At 52.0% G+C, this 15659-nt stretch carries 18 protein-coding genes; 8 read left to right on the top strand and 10 right to left on the bottom strand.

Features of this window, described 5'->3' with window-relative positions:
- Positions 1–203: 203 nt before the first annotated feature.
- From B2R29_RS03170 to B2R29_RS03150, 5 genes are all read left to right on the top strand, one after another.
- The gene (locus B2R29_RS03170) at positions 204–1724 is read left to right on the top strand and encodes an aldehyde dehydrogenase family protein (RefSeq protein WP_301179753.1); all 1521 of its coding nucleotides are present in this window, start codon (positions 204–206) and stop codon (positions 1722–1724) included.
- Positions 1725–1952: 228 nt separating this feature from the next.
- Positions 1953–2534, top strand: coding sequence for an NnrU family protein (locus B2R29_RS03165; protein ID WP_301179752.1), 582 nt, complete (start codon positions 1953–1955; stop codon positions 2532–2534).
- Between the two features lie 93 nt (positions 2535–2627).
- A complete protein-coding gene (locus B2R29_RS03160; RefSeq protein ID WP_301179751.1) occupies positions 2628–4154 on the top strand; it encodes a protein adenylyltransferase SelO in 1527 nt (508 codons plus the stop codon).
- Between the two features lie 107 nt (positions 4155–4261).
- Positions 4262–5254: a glutathione S-transferase family protein gene (locus tag B2R29_RS03155; protein WP_301179750.1), complete on the top strand. Its 993-nt coding sequence runs from the start codon at positions 4262–4264 to the stop codon at positions 5252–5254.
- Between the two features lie 111 nt (positions 5255–5365).
- Positions 5366–6076 carry a mobilization protein MobD gene (locus B2R29_RS03150; protein WP_301179749.1) on the top strand — a complete coding sequence of 237 codons (711 nt, stop codon included), beginning with the start codon at positions 5366–5368 and terminating at the stop codon, positions 6074–6076.
- Between the two features lie 109 nt (positions 6077–6185).
- Here the strand turns inward: B2R29_RS03150 and B2R29_RS03145 are convergent, their stop codons facing one another.
- The 4 genes from B2R29_RS03145 to alr form a co-directional block, all read right to left on the bottom strand.
- Complete coding sequence (locus tag B2R29_RS03145; RefSeq protein WP_301179748.1) at positions 6186–6725, bottom strand: PepSY-associated TM helix domain-containing protein; 540 nt, start codon at positions 6723–6725, stop codon at positions 6186–6188.
- 84 nt (positions 6726–6809) lie between these two features.
- On the bottom strand, positions 6810–7661 hold the full coding sequence (locus tag B2R29_RS03140; protein ID WP_301179747.1) for a patatin-like phospholipase family protein: 852 nt from the start codon (positions 7659–7661) through the stop codon (positions 6810–6812).
- A complete protein-coding gene (locus B2R29_RS03135) occupies positions 7654–8169 on the bottom strand; it encodes a PaaI family thioesterase (RefSeq protein ID WP_301179746.1) in 516 nt (171 codons plus the stop codon). The genes B2R29_RS03140 and B2R29_RS03135 overlap by 8 nt, the downstream gene beginning before the upstream one ends.
- 141 nt (positions 8170–8310) lie before the next feature.
- Entirely contained in the window at positions 8311–9381 is a 1071-nt protein-coding gene (alr, locus tag B2R29_RS03130) for an alanine racemase (RefSeq protein ID WP_301179745.1), read from the bottom strand.
- 109 nt (positions 9382–9490) lie between these two features.
- On the opposite strand from alr, the gene B2R29_RS03125 reads away from it, so the two are divergent.
- Genes B2R29_RS03125 through B2R29_RS03115 form a run of 3 tightly spaced genes read left to right on the top strand, consistent with a single transcriptional unit; the run spans position 9491 to position 11427 of the window.
- On the top strand, positions 9491–10669 hold the full coding sequence (locus B2R29_RS03125) for a DnaT-like ssDNA-binding domain-containing protein (RefSeq protein ID WP_301179744.1): 1179 nt from the start codon (positions 9491–9493) through the stop codon (positions 10667–10669).
- Positions 10584–11231 (top strand): replication protein P, encoded by a 648-nt coding sequence (locus B2R29_RS03120; RefSeq protein ID WP_301179743.1) that lies wholly within the window; start codon positions 10584–10586, stop codon positions 11229–11231. The genes B2R29_RS03125 and B2R29_RS03120 overlap by 86 nt, the downstream gene beginning before the upstream one ends.
- 1 nt (position 11232) lies before the next feature.
- Positions 11233–11427 (top strand): CPXCG motif-containing cysteine-rich protein, encoded by a 195-nt coding sequence (locus B2R29_RS03115; protein WP_301179742.1) that lies wholly within the window; start codon positions 11233–11235, stop codon positions 11425–11427.
- A gap of 121 nt (positions 11428–11548) precedes the next feature.
- Here the strand turns inward: B2R29_RS03115 and B2R29_RS03110 are convergent, their stop codons facing one another.
- The 6 genes from B2R29_RS03110 to rpsF form a co-directional block, all read right to left on the bottom strand.
- Positions 11549–12088, bottom strand: coding sequence for a GNAT family N-acetyltransferase (locus tag B2R29_RS03110; RefSeq protein WP_301179741.1), 540 nt, complete (start codon positions 12086–12088; stop codon positions 11549–11551).
- Complete coding sequence (locus B2R29_RS03105; RefSeq protein ID WP_301179740.1) at positions 12088–12690, bottom strand: hypothetical protein; 603 nt, start codon at positions 12688–12690, stop codon at positions 12088–12090. Before B2R29_RS03105 ends, B2R29_RS03110 begins: the two co-directional genes overlap by 1 nt.
- 38 nt (positions 12691–12728) lie before the next feature.
- Entirely contained in the window at positions 12729–14117 is a 1389-nt protein-coding gene (gene dnaB, locus B2R29_RS03100; RefSeq protein ID WP_301179771.1) for a replicative DNA helicase, read from the bottom strand.
- 97 nt (positions 14118–14214) lie between these two features.
- Entirely contained in the window at positions 14215–14661 is a 447-nt protein-coding gene (gene rplI, locus B2R29_RS03095; protein ID WP_301179739.1) for a 50S ribosomal protein L9, read from the bottom strand.
- A 128-nt stretch (positions 14662–14789) separates the two neighbouring features.
- Positions 14790–15020, bottom strand: a complete 231-nt coding sequence (gene rpsR, locus B2R29_RS03090; RefSeq protein WP_068438192.1) for a 30S ribosomal protein S18 — start codon at positions 15018–15020, stop codon at positions 14790–14792.
- 14 nt (positions 15021–15034) lie between these two features.
- A complete protein-coding gene (gene rpsF, locus B2R29_RS03085; RefSeq protein ID WP_301179738.1) occupies positions 15035–15466 on the bottom strand; it encodes a 30S ribosomal protein S6 in 432 nt (143 codons plus the stop codon).
- Positions 15467–15659: the final 193 nt, after the last annotated feature.

The raw sequence follows: 15659 nt of genomic DNA, 5'->3' as shown, positions 1-15659 counted from the left end.
TCTCGTGTGTAATTGCGGGCCAGTTACACATCCTGACACCAGCGGGACTCAGAGAACATTCTTGCGGACTGTCGTGCAAGTCATCACCCCAATAGACCACATACTCTGGAGTCACACAACAGAAAACGCCGGCAGATTGGGCCGACTAATACTTTAGTCGAAGACCTGAAAGGACCGGTAAGAATAACAACGGAGATAACACCATGATCTATGCAAACCCAGGACAGCCGGGCGCTGTCGTATCCTATAAAGAACAGTACGGTAACTACATCAACGGTGAGTTCGTTGCTCCGGTTAATGGCAACTATATGGACAATGTCAGCCCGGTAAACGGCGAAGTGTTCTGCCGCGTTGCCCGCTCTGACGCCGACGATATCAATAAAGCACTCGATGCCGCACACGCTGCAGCGGCTGCATGGGGCAAAACCTCAGTGCAGGAGCGCTCAAACATTCTTCTCAAAATTGCAGACAGAATGGAAGCAAACCTCGAAATGCTGGCCGTTGCCGAGACCTGGGATAACGGTAAAGCCGTGCGCGAAACTCTGGCAGCAGATATTCCTCTGGCCATCGACCACTTCCGTTACTTCGCCGGCTGCCTGCGTTCACAGGAAGGCAGTATGGCTGAACTGGACGAGACCACTGTGTCGTACCACGTTCATGAACCTCTGGGCGTCGTTGGCCAGATTATTCCGTGGAACTTCCCGCTATTGATGGCCGCGTGGAAACTGGGCCCAGCGCTGGCTGCCGGAAACTGCGTAGTTCTGAAGCCTGCTGAACAAACCCCGGCGTCCATTCTTGTGCTAATGGAACTGGTCGGTGACCTGCTGCCACCGGGTGTTCTCAATATTGTTAATGGTGTCGGTGAAGAAGCCGGTCAGGCACTGGCCACCAGCGACCGTATCGCTAAGCTCGCCTTTACCGGCTCGACTCCGGTTGGCCAGCACATCCTGCGCTGCGCAGCAGAAACTCTGATCCCAAGCACCGTTGAGCTGGGTGGCAAGTCGCCGAACGTCTATTTCGAAGACGTGATGCAGATGGAAGACGACTACCTGAGCAAAGCCGTCGAAGGCACCGTGCTCGCCTTCTTTAACCAGGGCGAAGTCTGTACCTGCCCATCCCGCGCTCTGATTCAGGAAAGTATTTACGACGAATTTATCGCCAAGGTCGTTGAGCGTGCTCAGACCATCAAGCGCGGTAATCCACTGGATACGGACGTTCAGGTCGGTGCTCAGGCCTCGCAGGAACAGTACGAGCGCATCATGAAGTACATTGAAATCGGTAAACAGGAAGGCGCTGAAGTCCTGATCGGTGGCGCGCCAGAGAAACTCGAAGGCGACCTCAAGACCGGCTACTACATCCAGCCGACCGTTTTCAAAGGCCACAACAAAATGCGCGTATTCCAGGAAGAAATCTTTGGCCCGGTGATCAGCGTAACGACCTTCAAAGACGAAGCCGAGGCGCTGGAAATCGCTAACGATACTGAGTTTGGCTTGGGTGCGGGTGTCTGGACCCGTGACATGAATCGCGCTTATCGCATGGGTCGTGGCATTCAGGCAGGCCGCGTCTGGACTAACTGTTATCACGCTTACCCGGCACACGCCGCGTTCGGTGGCTACAAGAAATCCGGTATTGGTCGTGAAACCCACAAAGTGGCACTGGAGCATTATCAACAGACCAAGAACCTGCTGGTCAGCTACGCCACCAGCCCACTGGGTTTCTTTTAAACAACGCTCTCTCACCTCTCCTCTGGTATGAAATGCGCTGCATTTCTCCTCCTGGGCTGATGTCGGTTTGTTGGGAGACCCGGCATCATTAAGGCCCTTTTTAAGCACCCGTTCGCGGGTGCTCTTTTTATTGCTTTCAGAACAATCAGTTCCGATTTCTTTATTGATTGCCCCACTCTGATCACGTAGTGTTCTACAGACTTTCATTACGCGTTTCCGGGGATAATTATGGAACTTCTGATTCTCGGCCTTGTGCTATTTGTCGGTGGTCATTCAGTCAACCTGTTTGCCAACCAATGGCGCAATTCCATGGTCGAAAAAGTCGGCCTCTTACCCTGGAAAGGCCTGTACTCTCTCTTCGCCATCGTGGGTCTGGTGTGCCTCGTCTACGGATACGGCGACGCCCGTGCCGAGGGCGTTTACCTCTGGCAACCACCGGTCTGGACGCGTCATATTGCAGCGTTGCTGACCTTACCTGCCTTCTTACTGCTCTTTGCCAGCCAGATTCCGGGAAACCGTCTTCAGGTAGCAACAGGCCACCCGATGTATCTGGGCATCAAGCTCTGGGCATTTGCCCACATTATCGCCAACGGCGGCCTGCACGACGTCCTGCTGTTCGGTACCTTCCTGATCTGGGGTATCGCCGGCTTTGCTGTATCACGTCGTCGGGATAAGGCTGCCGGCAACGTGCGTGAGTATAAGGGGCTGATGCGCGATGGGATAACCCTCGTTGTCTCTCTTGGCGCCTGGGCTGGCTTCGCTTTCTGGGCGCACGCGGTACTCATTGGCGTCCCGCCATTCGGCGCCTGATTTCAGGCTCTGTAAACCAGAGGCTTGAGGTATACATAAGCCGCAATCAATAATACCCTATCAACACACTCGGTTATTATTGGTTGCACTGTTATGCCCGTCGTCTTTCCGTTCGAAAATATCTACGCGCAACTCCCTGTACAATGTTTTGAGCGGGTGATGCCGACGCCGGTAAAAACTCCGACACTGATTCGTTTCAATACGTCTTTGGCGACCGAATTAAATATCGAATTCAGCGATGCCGATGATGAAGAACTCGCTCAGGTCTTTTCCGGTAATCTGGTGCCACACAATGCCGATCCACTGGCGATGGCGTATTCGGGGCATCAGTTCGGCAACCTGAATCCACAACTTGGCGATGGCCGCGCCATCCTGCTGGGCGACCTCTATGATAGCGACGCAAAGCTGAAAGATATCCAACTCAAAGGATCTGGGCGCACCCCCTTTTCGCGCGGTGGAGACGGTCGCAGCCCTCTCGGGCCTGCGCTGCGCGAGTACATCCTGTGCGAGGCCATGCATGCCTTAGGTATTGCGACCACCCGGGCACTCGCTGTGGTCAGCTCGGGCGAACATGTGATCCGCCAACAGCGTGAACCGGGCGCCGTATTCACCCGTGTTGCCTCCAGCCATATCCGTGTCGGGACGTTTCAATATTTTGCGATGCGCAGAGATCATGTCGCCCTGAAAGCACTGGCAGACCACGTGATTGACCGGCATTTCCCCAAGCTTAAAAATAGTCCTGAAAGCGAGAATATTTATTTATCACTGTTTAAAAATATCGTTAAAAAACAGGCAGAATTAATTGCATCATGGATGAACCTTGGATTTATTCATGGCGTGATGAACACCGACAATATGACCATCAGCGGCGAGACCATTGATTACGGCCCCTGTGCATTTATTGATGCCTTTAATCGTAAAAAAGTCTTTAGCTCGATCGATCAACAAGGGCGATACGCTTACATCAACCAGCCTGCTATTGGCCAGTGGAACCTGACCCGTCTGGCGGAAGCTATGCTGCCTTTGTTTATGAATGACACAGACAGCGAAGCTGCGGAGAAACAGGCGATTGATGACGCCACTCAGATTCTCAATGACTATGTCCAGATGCATCAAGATGCCTGGGAATCGGGCATGGCGAAGAAGCTTGGCTTCAGCTCAGTCGAGACTGGCGACCGGGAGTTTTTCGAATCACTGCTCGACCTTCTTGATGAAAGCCATCTCGACTTTACTTTGTTTTTCCGACGACTGAGTGACTGTACAGACTCGGATATTGATACCGGCGCTCTGTTTACCCTATTTGATTCGCCTGATGCCCGCTCAACGGATGATATCAAGCAGCGTCTGTCAGAGTGGATTAGCAAATGGCAGGCACGACTGAGCGAACGCGATGAGCTGAAAGCGGCTGAAGAGCGAATGAAACAGAATAACCCTGGCATCATCCCCCGCAACCATCAGGTGCAAGCGGTGATCTCAGCGGCGGAAGAAGGGGACTACACTCCGTTTGACGCTTTACTGGCTGCGCTGAAGTCACCCTACGAGCAGCATGCCGAATACGCTGCATATGAAGCGCCCCCATTGCCAGCAGAGCAGGTGTTCAGGACCTTCTGCGGCACCTGAGCTACCGGTTCCGCCCGCGCCTGCAACCTATTGTTCCAGAATCCCGGTTTTTACCCGTGCTGTCCGCTGCTAATCTGAACAGAAGATGATGACCAAGAGAGGCTCAGATGGGACTGCTGGTAAAAGGTGAGTGGCACGACAAATGGTACGACACCGATAAGTCAGACGGTGCGTTCGAACGCGAAGACGCGCAACTGCGAAGCTGGGTAACGGCAGACGGCAGCGCTGGCCCTTCCGGTAATGCCGGTTTCAAGGCCGAGTCCGGCCGCTATCACCTGTATGTCTCTCTCGCCTGCCCTTGGGCACATCGCACCCTAATATTTCGTCAGCTGAAAGGACTTGCTGGGCATATTGGTGTATCTGTCGTTTCTCCCGATATGCTGGATCACGGCTGGACCTTCAATACCGAGGCAGGCAGTTCTGGCGACCCGCTTTACCACAGCGACTTTATGCACCAGATATATACCCGCAATAAATCCGATTACACGGGGCGGGTTACGGTTCCTGTGCTCTGGGATAAACAGCAGGAATGTATCGTCAGCAACGAATCTGCTGAAATTATCCGTATGCTGAACTCAGCGTTTAATGATCTCACTGGCGACACTCAGGATTTTTATCCGGAAGAACTCCGGTTTCAAATAGACGAGGTGAATGAGCGCGTCTATCACACGGTCAATAATGGTGTGTACAAAGCCGGTTTCGCTACTAAAGCAGAGAAGTATGAAGCTGCCTTCGGCGAATTATTTGACTCACTGGACTGGCTAGAGGAACGACTGACGGAGCAGCGTTACCTGGTCAGAGATGGAGACCAAAGTGTCCTGACAGAGGCTGACTGGCGCCTGTTCACAACGCTGATCCGCTTCGATCCCGTGTACTTCGGTCACTTCAAATGCAATCTGCGCCGCATCGAAGATTACCCGGCGATCAGTGGCTACGTGCGCGATCTGTATCAGCATCCGGGCGTTGCGGAGACGGTCGACTTCTCCCACATCAAGCGCCACTACTATTACAGCCACGATATGATCAACCCGACGCGCATCGTGCCGCTGGGTCCTGGGCTGGATTTTACCCAGCCTCATGATCGGAAATCGCTCAGGTGATCGACGTCAAAGGTGACAATTGAAATAATTCCGACACCCAGTTTGTGCTAGCTTAGTCGATCTTCTTACATTTTCAGCCTGCTGCTTATGCAGGCATCGCAGGGATACACTATGAGCACAATCCACTTTATCGGTGGCGAAAAAGGCGGTGTCGGTAAATCCGTATTTTCCCGTCTGCTGTCGCAGTACTTTCTTGATCACAACATGCACTACGCAGGTTTCGATGCCGACCAGTCACACGACACCCTGACCCGCTTTTACCCTGAGTTCACTCAACCTGTAAACCTGGATAAGTTCGAAAGTGCCGATCGTATTATTGAGACGGCACTGGAGAACGACGTTAATGTTGTTGTTGACCTGCCCGCTCAGAGTGAGCGTTTTCTGAAGCGCTGGATGGAAGACAACGATGTCAGCGCTCTGTGTGAAGAAACCGGTGTGAAGTGCTACTTCTGGTACGTGGTCGATGATGGTATGGACTCAGCGCGACTGGCTGCGGCTTTCCTTGATCGCTATCAGGATGAGCTGCCGTGTGTATTGGTGAAGAACTATGGCCGTGGTGGCGATTTCAGTAGCCTTGAGAAGACAATCGCTGACGCGGGAATTACCCCCAAAGCATCCATCGCCATTAATGAGCTGCACGATGGCACCATGCGAAAAATCGACAAGCTATCCCTCAACTTCTGGGCCGCTGGCAACCTGACTGAGCGCGCAGAAGGCACTCTCTCACTGATGGAGCGTCAGCGCACCCGCGTTTGGTGTAAAAAGTCGTACGCGGAAATTGAAAAAGGGCTACAGACCCAGGCAAGTAGCGTACTGGCCTGAGGGTTTCCTGATTCGCCAAACCAATCAAGTCGATTGAGTGAGCAAGAAATCACCCAAATAAAAAAGGGCGCTGAGCGCCCTTTTTTATTTCTACCATGACCGCGTGTTCTTAAAGCACTGCGGCCAGAATAACAAAGACCAGGATACCCGCTGCTGTCAGACCGATAGTAGGTTTCTTCAGCAGAGGGGATTTCAGACCAATGATCAGACCCGAAATCAGAATCAGGATCAGACCTAAAGCTGTGATCTGCTCAAGAATACGGAACAAGCCGGGGCCATGGCCTTTGTGAAGCTCCATAAGCGAGGCCACAAGGTCGGGCGAGACCGGCGTAATATTCATGCCATCAGCTGTCGGCTCCAGCTCAAAGTAATCGCGACTAGTAGGGCGGGTCTGCATCAACCTGCCACGATCTTTGACATATTCGAAATCGGTATCCAGTCCCGCCTGTTGAAGTATTTCCTTAACCTGCGACTCTTTTTCCTGATCAGCATCAATCTGAACCGCGGGCACAAATATCGTCTCGCCCTTTTCAAAAGACCCTTTGATGCCTGAAAGATAGAGGCCACCAGATACCGCCATTATCAACATAATGGGAGCAAAAAAAGCTGCCAGGTAAAGGTGAATTGTTACAAGTGTTTTACGTGACATTGTGTGCTCCGCAAGATGTGAATCAGACGCTTACTATACTGCCGTCTACGATCGCAGTGTGTAAAGAAGCGTCCCTGAGTTGCGTTAGATCAAGTTCTGAGAAAGGACTCTCAAACCATCCTCCTTACCCATCTCATACGCTTCATCCAGCACCTGCATATCCGTCGTGAACTGACCTGCAGAAAATGATTCTGGAGGGCATAACTCAATCACCTCACAGTCAGCTGGAGGGTTACGGATGAAGTCGAGCGCCTCATTGTATTCAAGGTGACGACGCTGAAGCCGCTTGGCCACCGCGGGATACTGTCGGAGAATGTACGGAAACAGATGTCTGAAGCGATATGCCTGCTTCCGATACGACGCGGGGTTAGAACGAATCACCATAATTTTCCGCGCACCGCGACGATACGCCTCTTTTACGGGTAACGAATCAGCAACACCGCCATCCAGCCAGGTCCGCCCTCGGAAAGGAACAGACCCCTTAAACGCGATAGGCATCGCAGCAGAGCATTTGATTGCCTGAAATAACTCATCACGCTCAGGCGCTATATACTCGGCCTTTCCTGTTTCAGCGTCGGTAACAACAGCCAGGAAACGCCCTTTACGTTTATCGATCTCATCCAAACCAATATCCAACTCGCGTTCGGTAATATCCCAGAGCCATTCGATATCAATCAGGTGCCCTCCTCGCAGGAAGCGTCTCAGGCTTTTAAATTCGGGCCGGCGGCAGTAGTCCGTGATTACTTTGTAATTACGACCATATTGCTTACCGATATACGCCGCAGTATTTGAAGCGCCTGCTGACACACCAAAGTACCAGTCGAACGGGTAATAATCGGCTCTTATAAACTCATCCAGAACGCCTGCACTATAAATACCCCGCATGGCGCCACCTTCGACGATCAGGGCAGATTTCACCTTCGTATTGTCAGTCATCGGAATAACCATGCCCGTAGTTATGAGATGAAGAAAAGGTGCAGGTCATAGCATCAAGGTCGTCCTCACCGACAAGACCAAGGTTCAGAAACTGCTCTTTCTCGAGCATGGCAAATTCGGATGATGAGGTAGCGAGTAGTTCTCCCTGGTCATCGTGAAGCTCACCGACCAGCAGATATTTCCGGCGATTTTTCTGCTCTTTGATCCATCCCGTCGCGACCACGGTCTGGTCAACAAACACTGGTTTCCGGAAAGTCACACTAAGATCGCGGGTCAGTGGATATTTATTCGTAAAATACATACTGGCCCACCCCATGACCTCATCCAGAATGGTTGAGGTAACACCGCCATGCGCCAGTTTTGCCCACCCACGAAGATGCTCCGGAATCGTCACAGTGGTTCTGACTTTTTCGCCATCCGTTTCGAAATTCATATTCAGACCGTGAGGGTTTTCTGTACCACAGCCAAAACAGCGGTGATCCGCTTTACTGATAGGTTGCCAGGGCATGATGCGCTCTCTTACCAGGGAATAATAATCAGGCAGCATTATGCAAAGTCAGGCGAGGTTTGTCCCGGTCTGGCCGTAATAGGCCAGCCGTTTATGTGCATCAGTGTGTTCCAGGTCTCACACACTGATACTCGATGAGGTTTACTGCAGATTAATGCGCGGCACCCGCTGCGTCAGGCGACAGTACAATTCATAACTGATAGTACCCGCAAGGCGCGCGACTTCATCAATATCGACCAGCTCGCCCCAGAGCTCGACTGGCGAGCCGATACGAGCCTCCGGTACATCTGTAATATCGACAGTAATCATATCCATGGATACCCGGCCAACCAGCTGGCAAAGTTTACCTGCGACGTTCACGGGCGTGCCAGTCGGCGCATGACGCGGATAGCCGTCACCATAGCCAATCGCAACGACGCCGATACGGCTATTGCGGGGGGCTGCCCAGGTACAACCATAGCCAACTGTGTCCCCGGCTTTCACGTCGTGCACACTGATCAAGGCGGACTGTAAGGTCATAACGGGCTTCAGGCCGGCATCCCGGGCGGTAATATCTTCACAGGGAGAACTGCCATAGAGCATGATCCCAGGTCGCATTACCTTTTCTCCTGTAACGCCACCGCGAATAACGGATGCACTGTTGCTGAGGCTCAGAGAGACAGGCCAGGCATGATCTGTCATGCGTCGCTTCTGCTCTTCGTAGAATGAGGTATCGGCTTCATCTGACGTCGCAAAGTGGCTCATAACATGCCGGAGAATCAGGCCGCGATCATTGCGGATCCGGGCGATCATCTCTGGCGCATCCTCCAGCTTCACGCCCAGGCGGTTCATTCCACTACTGACCTTAAGCCAAACCGCCACTTCGTCCGACAGCTCAGCTGCGGCGCGATCTTTCAGTTGTTGAGGATGATGTACCACAAGTTGAATATGATGCTCTGACGCCTGCTCCCACTCTTCGGCATCGTAAGCGCCTTCGAGAACAAGAATTGGCTGTCGAATGCCCGCGCCCCGTAATTTCAGAGCTTCATCGACGCACGCAACGGCAAAACCGTCTGCTTCACCACTCAGTGCATTCGCACATGCCACCATGCCATGGCCGTAGCCATCAGACTTGATGACAGCGTATACCTCATGGGATGTCACTTCTCTGGCTTTGCGATAATTGTGACGCAGATTTGACCATTTCAGCAGGGCACGTGTCGGACGGGTCATAGGCGTATGAAGATTCCTGAAAATCAGTACAATGTTGTGTTCTGCCCGGTGCGAACACCGGGAAGCTTGTGTCATTATGTCAGCCTTACTTACACCCCGGAAGTCGTTCATGCCCGTTCACCCGCTAATCAGCGATCATGCCATCAGTCTCTCTGCGACACTCGCGGCAACGATCGGGCTAGAAGAAGCCATTCTGTTATCGGTTCTGAACGATGCCGCACGGCTGCAGACCCAGCCTCAGGCACGCCTGAACAGCGATACGCTGAGACGACAGGTGCCCTTCTGGGATGACAACACCATAGTGCGGGTGATGGACTCTCTGACTGCCAAAGGGCTTCTGCAACTTCATGGCCCTGCATTTACTCAGGCAGCAGGCATCGTCTTCAGCTTTGGCAATGCGCCAGTGCCTCAGGAGCACCCGGAACGCGCGAAAGCGCCTGTGCAGCAAGCTGTGCCCGCTCCTCAACCCGCGCAGGCCAAACCTCAACCGGCCCGTCCTGCACCTATGCCTGAGCAATGGCAGCCGTCTGAAGAGGCTATGCAACGACTGGAGCAGCATGGTATCCCCCGTGCATTCTCCTTCTCGCAGCTTGATGCCTTTGTACTGCAAGGGCAGGAACAGGGCTCAAACCGTAATGACTGGAATACTCGCTTCTTCCGCTTCATAAAGAACCAGTGGGTATACGCTCAGAATGACGCTGGTCGCTTCCGTCGTCAGCAGGAGCGCACCGGCTTTCAGCCAACTCAGGAAGAAGCCCAGCCCATTACCGGAGACTGGCAACCGAGTAGCGATGCATTGCAGATCTTGCAGCGCGCGGGTATCGACCCTCAGTTTATTGAAGATGCCGTACCCGAGTTTGTTCTCTACTGGCAGGAGCGCGGCGACGTATTCAAAACCTGGAACAGCAAATTTATTCAGCACGTACGCCAGCAATGGGCGCGCTACACCGCCGCCGTTGAACATTCACCGATGCCCACCCGCATCGAGAGTAATTGGCAGCCTGCGGAAGACTGCTACGATATTCTGAGCATGGGCCATATTCCCAGAGATTTCGCCAGCGCACTCGTTGCTGAGTTTGTTTTATACTGGCGGGATTCGAATCAGGTACACAACAGTTGGAACAGCCGCTTCTTACAATACGTGAAGCAGCAATGGGCGAAGCGACACGCTCAATCCTCCGGCAATCCAACAGGAGCCAACAATGGACAGCAAGCAGGTACTCAACCGGGTTACTCAACAGCTGAAGCAAGCGTCAGCCGACTCAGTGACACCAGCTGGGCAAAATAACGCGCCAAGCGACGACCAGCTGTCTGCCATCAATCAGATTTTTGAGTTATTCCGGTTCAATTATCACAACCAGTTTTTAAAAGCGTTTCCCGACCTCGACACCATGAACATGGCGAAACGCCTGTGGTTACGACTACTCGGTGACTATAGCGGTGAAGTCATCATGCGCGCCGCCGAAAAAGCCGTAAAAGAGAATAGCTGGCTCCCAAACGTTCACGAAGTACTGGCACGCTGTGATATTTCTGAAGTGCTGGGCCTGCCATCGCCACATGCAGCCTACGTAGAAGCCTGCCGGGCGCCATCGCCAAAAAAAGAATTTAACTGGAGTCATCCTGCCGTGTATTTTGCAGGCCGCTCAACCGACTGGTTTTTTATCGCCAATGAACCAGAAGAAAAAGTATTTCCAGTGTTCAAGCGTAACTATGATCTTCTACTGAATCGTATTCAGAACGGTGAAAATCTGGAGATAGACATTCCACGCGGTCTCCCTGAAGAAACTACGACGCCTTTATCACGGGATGAGCAAAAAGATCGCTTGAAAAACCTGATGGCAGACCTCTGAAATGCTACTCGACGAACACGGCATCCACTGCCCTTATTGTGGTGAATATCAGACAGTTTTTATCGACCCCAGCGACGTCGATGAGGAAAGCTATATTCAGGACTGCCAAGTCTGCTGCCGGCCGATCACCTTTCATCTGACCGAAGGGTTTGATGGCAGCGTGTCGCTGACGGTCTCTCACGAAAATGATTCGTGAGTTTACTGCCAATTTCGCCCACCAAAATACTATTTTATCGATCAACGAGAACAACAAAAATCCGCATTAAATAAAAAAGGCCGCATCTGCGGCCTTTTTGATTCTAGTAGCGAGCATGAAATTAGATATTCAGCTCACCTTTAAGCAAAGAGTATACATCGAGGTCAATATCTTCACCTTCAAACTCCATTTGAGATGGTAGAGTTCCTTCGTGTGAAAAGCCTAACGCTGTAAGTAGCTTGCTCTGATCATCACTCCCTGTTCTCAAGCGCATTTCTAAACGGTGGAGATGCAGATCGTCTGACAGGTAGTTCACGATAACAGGAAGTACTTCCTGCAGTTCTTCAAGGCCACACTCTGCCGACAGCTCCCACTGTAACTGAGCATTCAGCATCATCCAGTTTATGTACTGAACGCCAATACGCGCAACAACCTCACCGTCAGACTTGCGCTCAATCAACCAGAATGCCGCTTCACGTGTCTCAAAGCGCATAGCGATTCTGCGTAGCTCATCAAGTGCCTGAGCCTCTACCGTCATTGGCAGGCGCGGGATATGAGCAGCAGCAGAACTCTGGCTCAGCAGCTTAAACAGTGCTGCTCCGTCCTGATCAGAAACCGGCAGGCGGATCAGGAATTGTTCAGTTTCGAAGTTCCAGCTCATCAGGACTCCCCTCTTTTATTCGCATTGAGGTTCTGGCCCAATTCGTCATCGTCACCCAGTTTTCGAGGCACCGGCTTATTCTCGCTCGAGATCCAATGATATTGCTCAACATCTGAAAACTCGGTATTCCCTGTGCGCCAGCCGTCGCGCAAGCGCGCAGCCAGCGTAAAGCCACACTCCGAGAGCGCCGCTTTAATATCGTCAGACTGACCTTCAATCCATTGGTAAGCGAAGTTACGTACATGGTACTTGGTACTGAGAAAACTGATCGCAGCTTTTAACGACGCAGTACGTTCTTCCACCGTCAGCTGCGGCAAGCCATCAACACGCATAACGATTCGCAAATTCGAAGGCTGCCAGTCAAATCCACTGACCATGCCTTTGATCTGCCCTTCTGTTTCAATCGCCCACATCATTCCACGCTGTGTGGCGGCCATCTGAACACTGTAATCGATCATTCGATTCAGTTGTTCTTTATCCTGCAGTGGACGCTGCCCAGGAATTTCAGGATGCTTATACAGTTCGAATAAGCCGTCTATGTCGTCGTAGTGAAGCGGTTTGATACAACCGCCGGGGATCTCCAGCTCGGGAGTAAATTTCATGGAAACTACCTACTGATGAAGACTATGAAAGTGACGGGTTAATACTCGTCATCTCCGTCATAGCCATGAGCAAGATTTTCAAATCGGGTGTATTTACCGATAAACGCAAGACGGTCGATACCAATCGGACCATTACGGTGCTTACCGGTAATAATTTCAGCAATGCCTTTATCGGGTGAGTCTTCGTTATAGACCTCATCACGATAAATAAACTGAATAATATCGGCGTCCTGCTCGATCGCACCGGATTCACGCAAGTCAGAGTTCACCGGGCGCTTGTTCGGACGCTGCTCCAGTGATCGGTTAAGCTGCGACAGAGCAATCATTGGGCAGTTAAATTCTTTAGCGATGATCTTCAGCGTCCGCGAAATTTCAGAAATTTCCTGGGTACGCCCCTCAGAAGGCCCAGACACCCGCATCAACTGAAGGTAGTCGACCATGATCATGGCCAGATCATTATTGTTCTCTCGATACACTTTGCGCGCCCGCGCTCGCATTTCCTGCGGTGTAAGTGCTGCGGTGTCATCGATATAAAGCGGCAGATCTTTCAGCATGTTGACCGCGGCTGAAAGCTTGGGCCAATCTTCATCAATCAGCTTGCCCGAGCGGATACGGGTCTGATCGATTTTTCCGATCGACGACAGCATACGCATCACGATCGATTCTGACGGCATCTCAAGACTGAATACCAGGCACGGACGCTTAGTAGCCAACAGGGCATTTTCCACCAGATTCATAGCGTAGGTGGTTTTACCCATCGAAGGACGTGCCGCCACAATCACCAGGTCGGCTTTCTGGAAGCCTGATGTCCGGTTGTCGATCTCGGTAAAGCCGGTTGTCAGCCCCGTCAGCCCTTCAGGCTGGTTGAACATCTGATCCAGCTGCTCAAGGGTATTCTTAAGAATAGGAGCGACCAACTCAGGGCCACCGTCTTTACGGTTACCCTCTGCGATCGTGGCAATCGATTTCTCAGCGTCTGAGATCAATGTGAGCGCATCATCACCACCCGGCTCATAGGCTTTTTCGATGATGTCACTGGCGGCTTCAATCAGGCTGCGCTGTTGTGAGCGCTCGGCAACAATGGTCGCATACGCAGCGCAGTTATCGATCGACGGGGTCATATCGACGAGCCGACTCAGGTATGACGCACCACCCGCCTTCTCAAGCTGCCCACGCTCTTCAAGCTCTTCAGCGACCGTGACAACGTCAATGGGTTGTTCCTGAGCAACCAGGTGCTGAATAGCCCGGAAGATGATGCGATGGTCATGACGGTAGTAGTCAGTATCCAGTAGGGTCTCTGAGACGGTCTCCCAGGCGCGCTCGTCCAGCATCAGTGAACCAAGGACTGATTGCTCAGCTTCAACTGAATGGGGTGGCATGCGGCTACTGCCGACGCTGTCTGTATCCTGTCCGAATTCTTCGTTCATATCTTCAATGCAAAAAATAAAGGCACTATCAGTGGGAACCAATAGTGCCTTAATCTGCCGCAATGAGCCATCATTGCGGCGTCTGCGCGGTAATTACTTATTCAGCAACTACGTGCAGTTTCAGTACTGCTTCGACTTCTGGGTGCAGACGGATAGTGATGTCGTATTCACCCACCTGACGTACTGGGCCTTCTGGCAGCAGTACTTCAGATTTAGCCAGCTCAACGCCAGCTGCAGTCGCGAGGTCAGCAATGTCACGGTTGCCCAGTGAACCAAACAGCTTACCTTCGTCGCCTGCTTTAACAGCAGCAGACAGTTCGATTTCGTCGATTCTTTCAGCGCGAGCCTGAGCAGCAGCCAGCTTATCAGCAGCCTGAGCTTCCAGTTCAGCGCGACGGGTTTCGAACTGTTCAACGTTTGCTTTAGTCGCAGGAACCGCTTTGCCCTGTGGGAACAGGAAGTTACGTGCGTAACCCGGACGAACAGTTACCTGATCACCCAGTGAACCCAGGTTTGCGATTTTTTCCAGCAGAATGATTTGCATGATAATTCCTCATTACAGGGTAACTTGCTTAGTGAATTAAGAAGCCACCGTGTCTTTTTGTCTCCCGACATACATCATTGGATGCCGGGCTACGAAAATTAGTAATGATACAGTGTTAACCGTATCTCTTATTTGTCGTGCTGATCAGTGTATGGCAGCAGAGCAATGTAGCGCGCACGCTTGATTGCTGTAGACAGCTGACGCTGATACTTAGCGCGGGTACCGGTGATACGGCTTGGTACGATTTTGCCAGTTTCAGTAACGTAGCCTTTCAGAGTGTCCAGATCTTTGTAATCAATCTCGGTCACACCTTCAGCGGTGAAACGGCAGAACTTACGACGACGGAAAAAACGAGCCATGATCTGATCTCCTATTACTCAGCGTTGTCTTCAGCTGAAGATTCTTCTTTTTCAGCCTTTTCTTCAGACTGTTCGGTTTTCGCTTCAGAAGCTTCGTTGCGCTCAGCGCGACGACGGTCTTCACGGCTTTCTGCCGCTTTGATTGGCGACATTTCAGTCACAGCTTCGTCACGACGGATAACCATGTTACGCAGAACAGCGTCGTTGTAACGGAAGTTAGTAGTCAGCTCATCCAGCGCTTCCTGAGTACACTCAACGTTCATCAGGATGTAGTGCGCTTTGTGCACGTCGTTGATTGGGTATGCCAGGTGACGACGGCCCCAGTCTTCGTAACGGTCGATCTTACCGCCAGTAGATTCGATGGTGTTGGTGTAACGCTCAACCATCGCAGGTACTTGCTCGCTCTGGTCCGGGTGAACCAGGAAAACGATTTCATAATGACGCATTTTCAGCTCCTTATGGGTTTATAGCCTTCCGGCCCATCCGGTAAGGCAAGGAGTCCGGATTTCTATGCCATCACGAGACACAGAAAAACGAAGGGCGGCGATTATATGTGATCATCCCGACGGTTTCAATCCCGCACTGCGACACTCTGCCGCATCCCCAGCGTCCCCCACGAGCCCTACTATAGATAAGGGC

It is taken from the genome of Thalassolituus sp. UBA3500, from assembly GCF_002377545.1.
In the GTDB taxonomy this organism is placed as follows: domain Bacteria; phylum Pseudomonadota; class Gammaproteobacteria; order Pseudomonadales; family Oceanobacteraceae; genus Thalassolituus.
The sequence above is the reverse complement of the archived record's forward strand: the minus strand, read 5'-3'. Positions and strand labels throughout refer to the sequence as shown.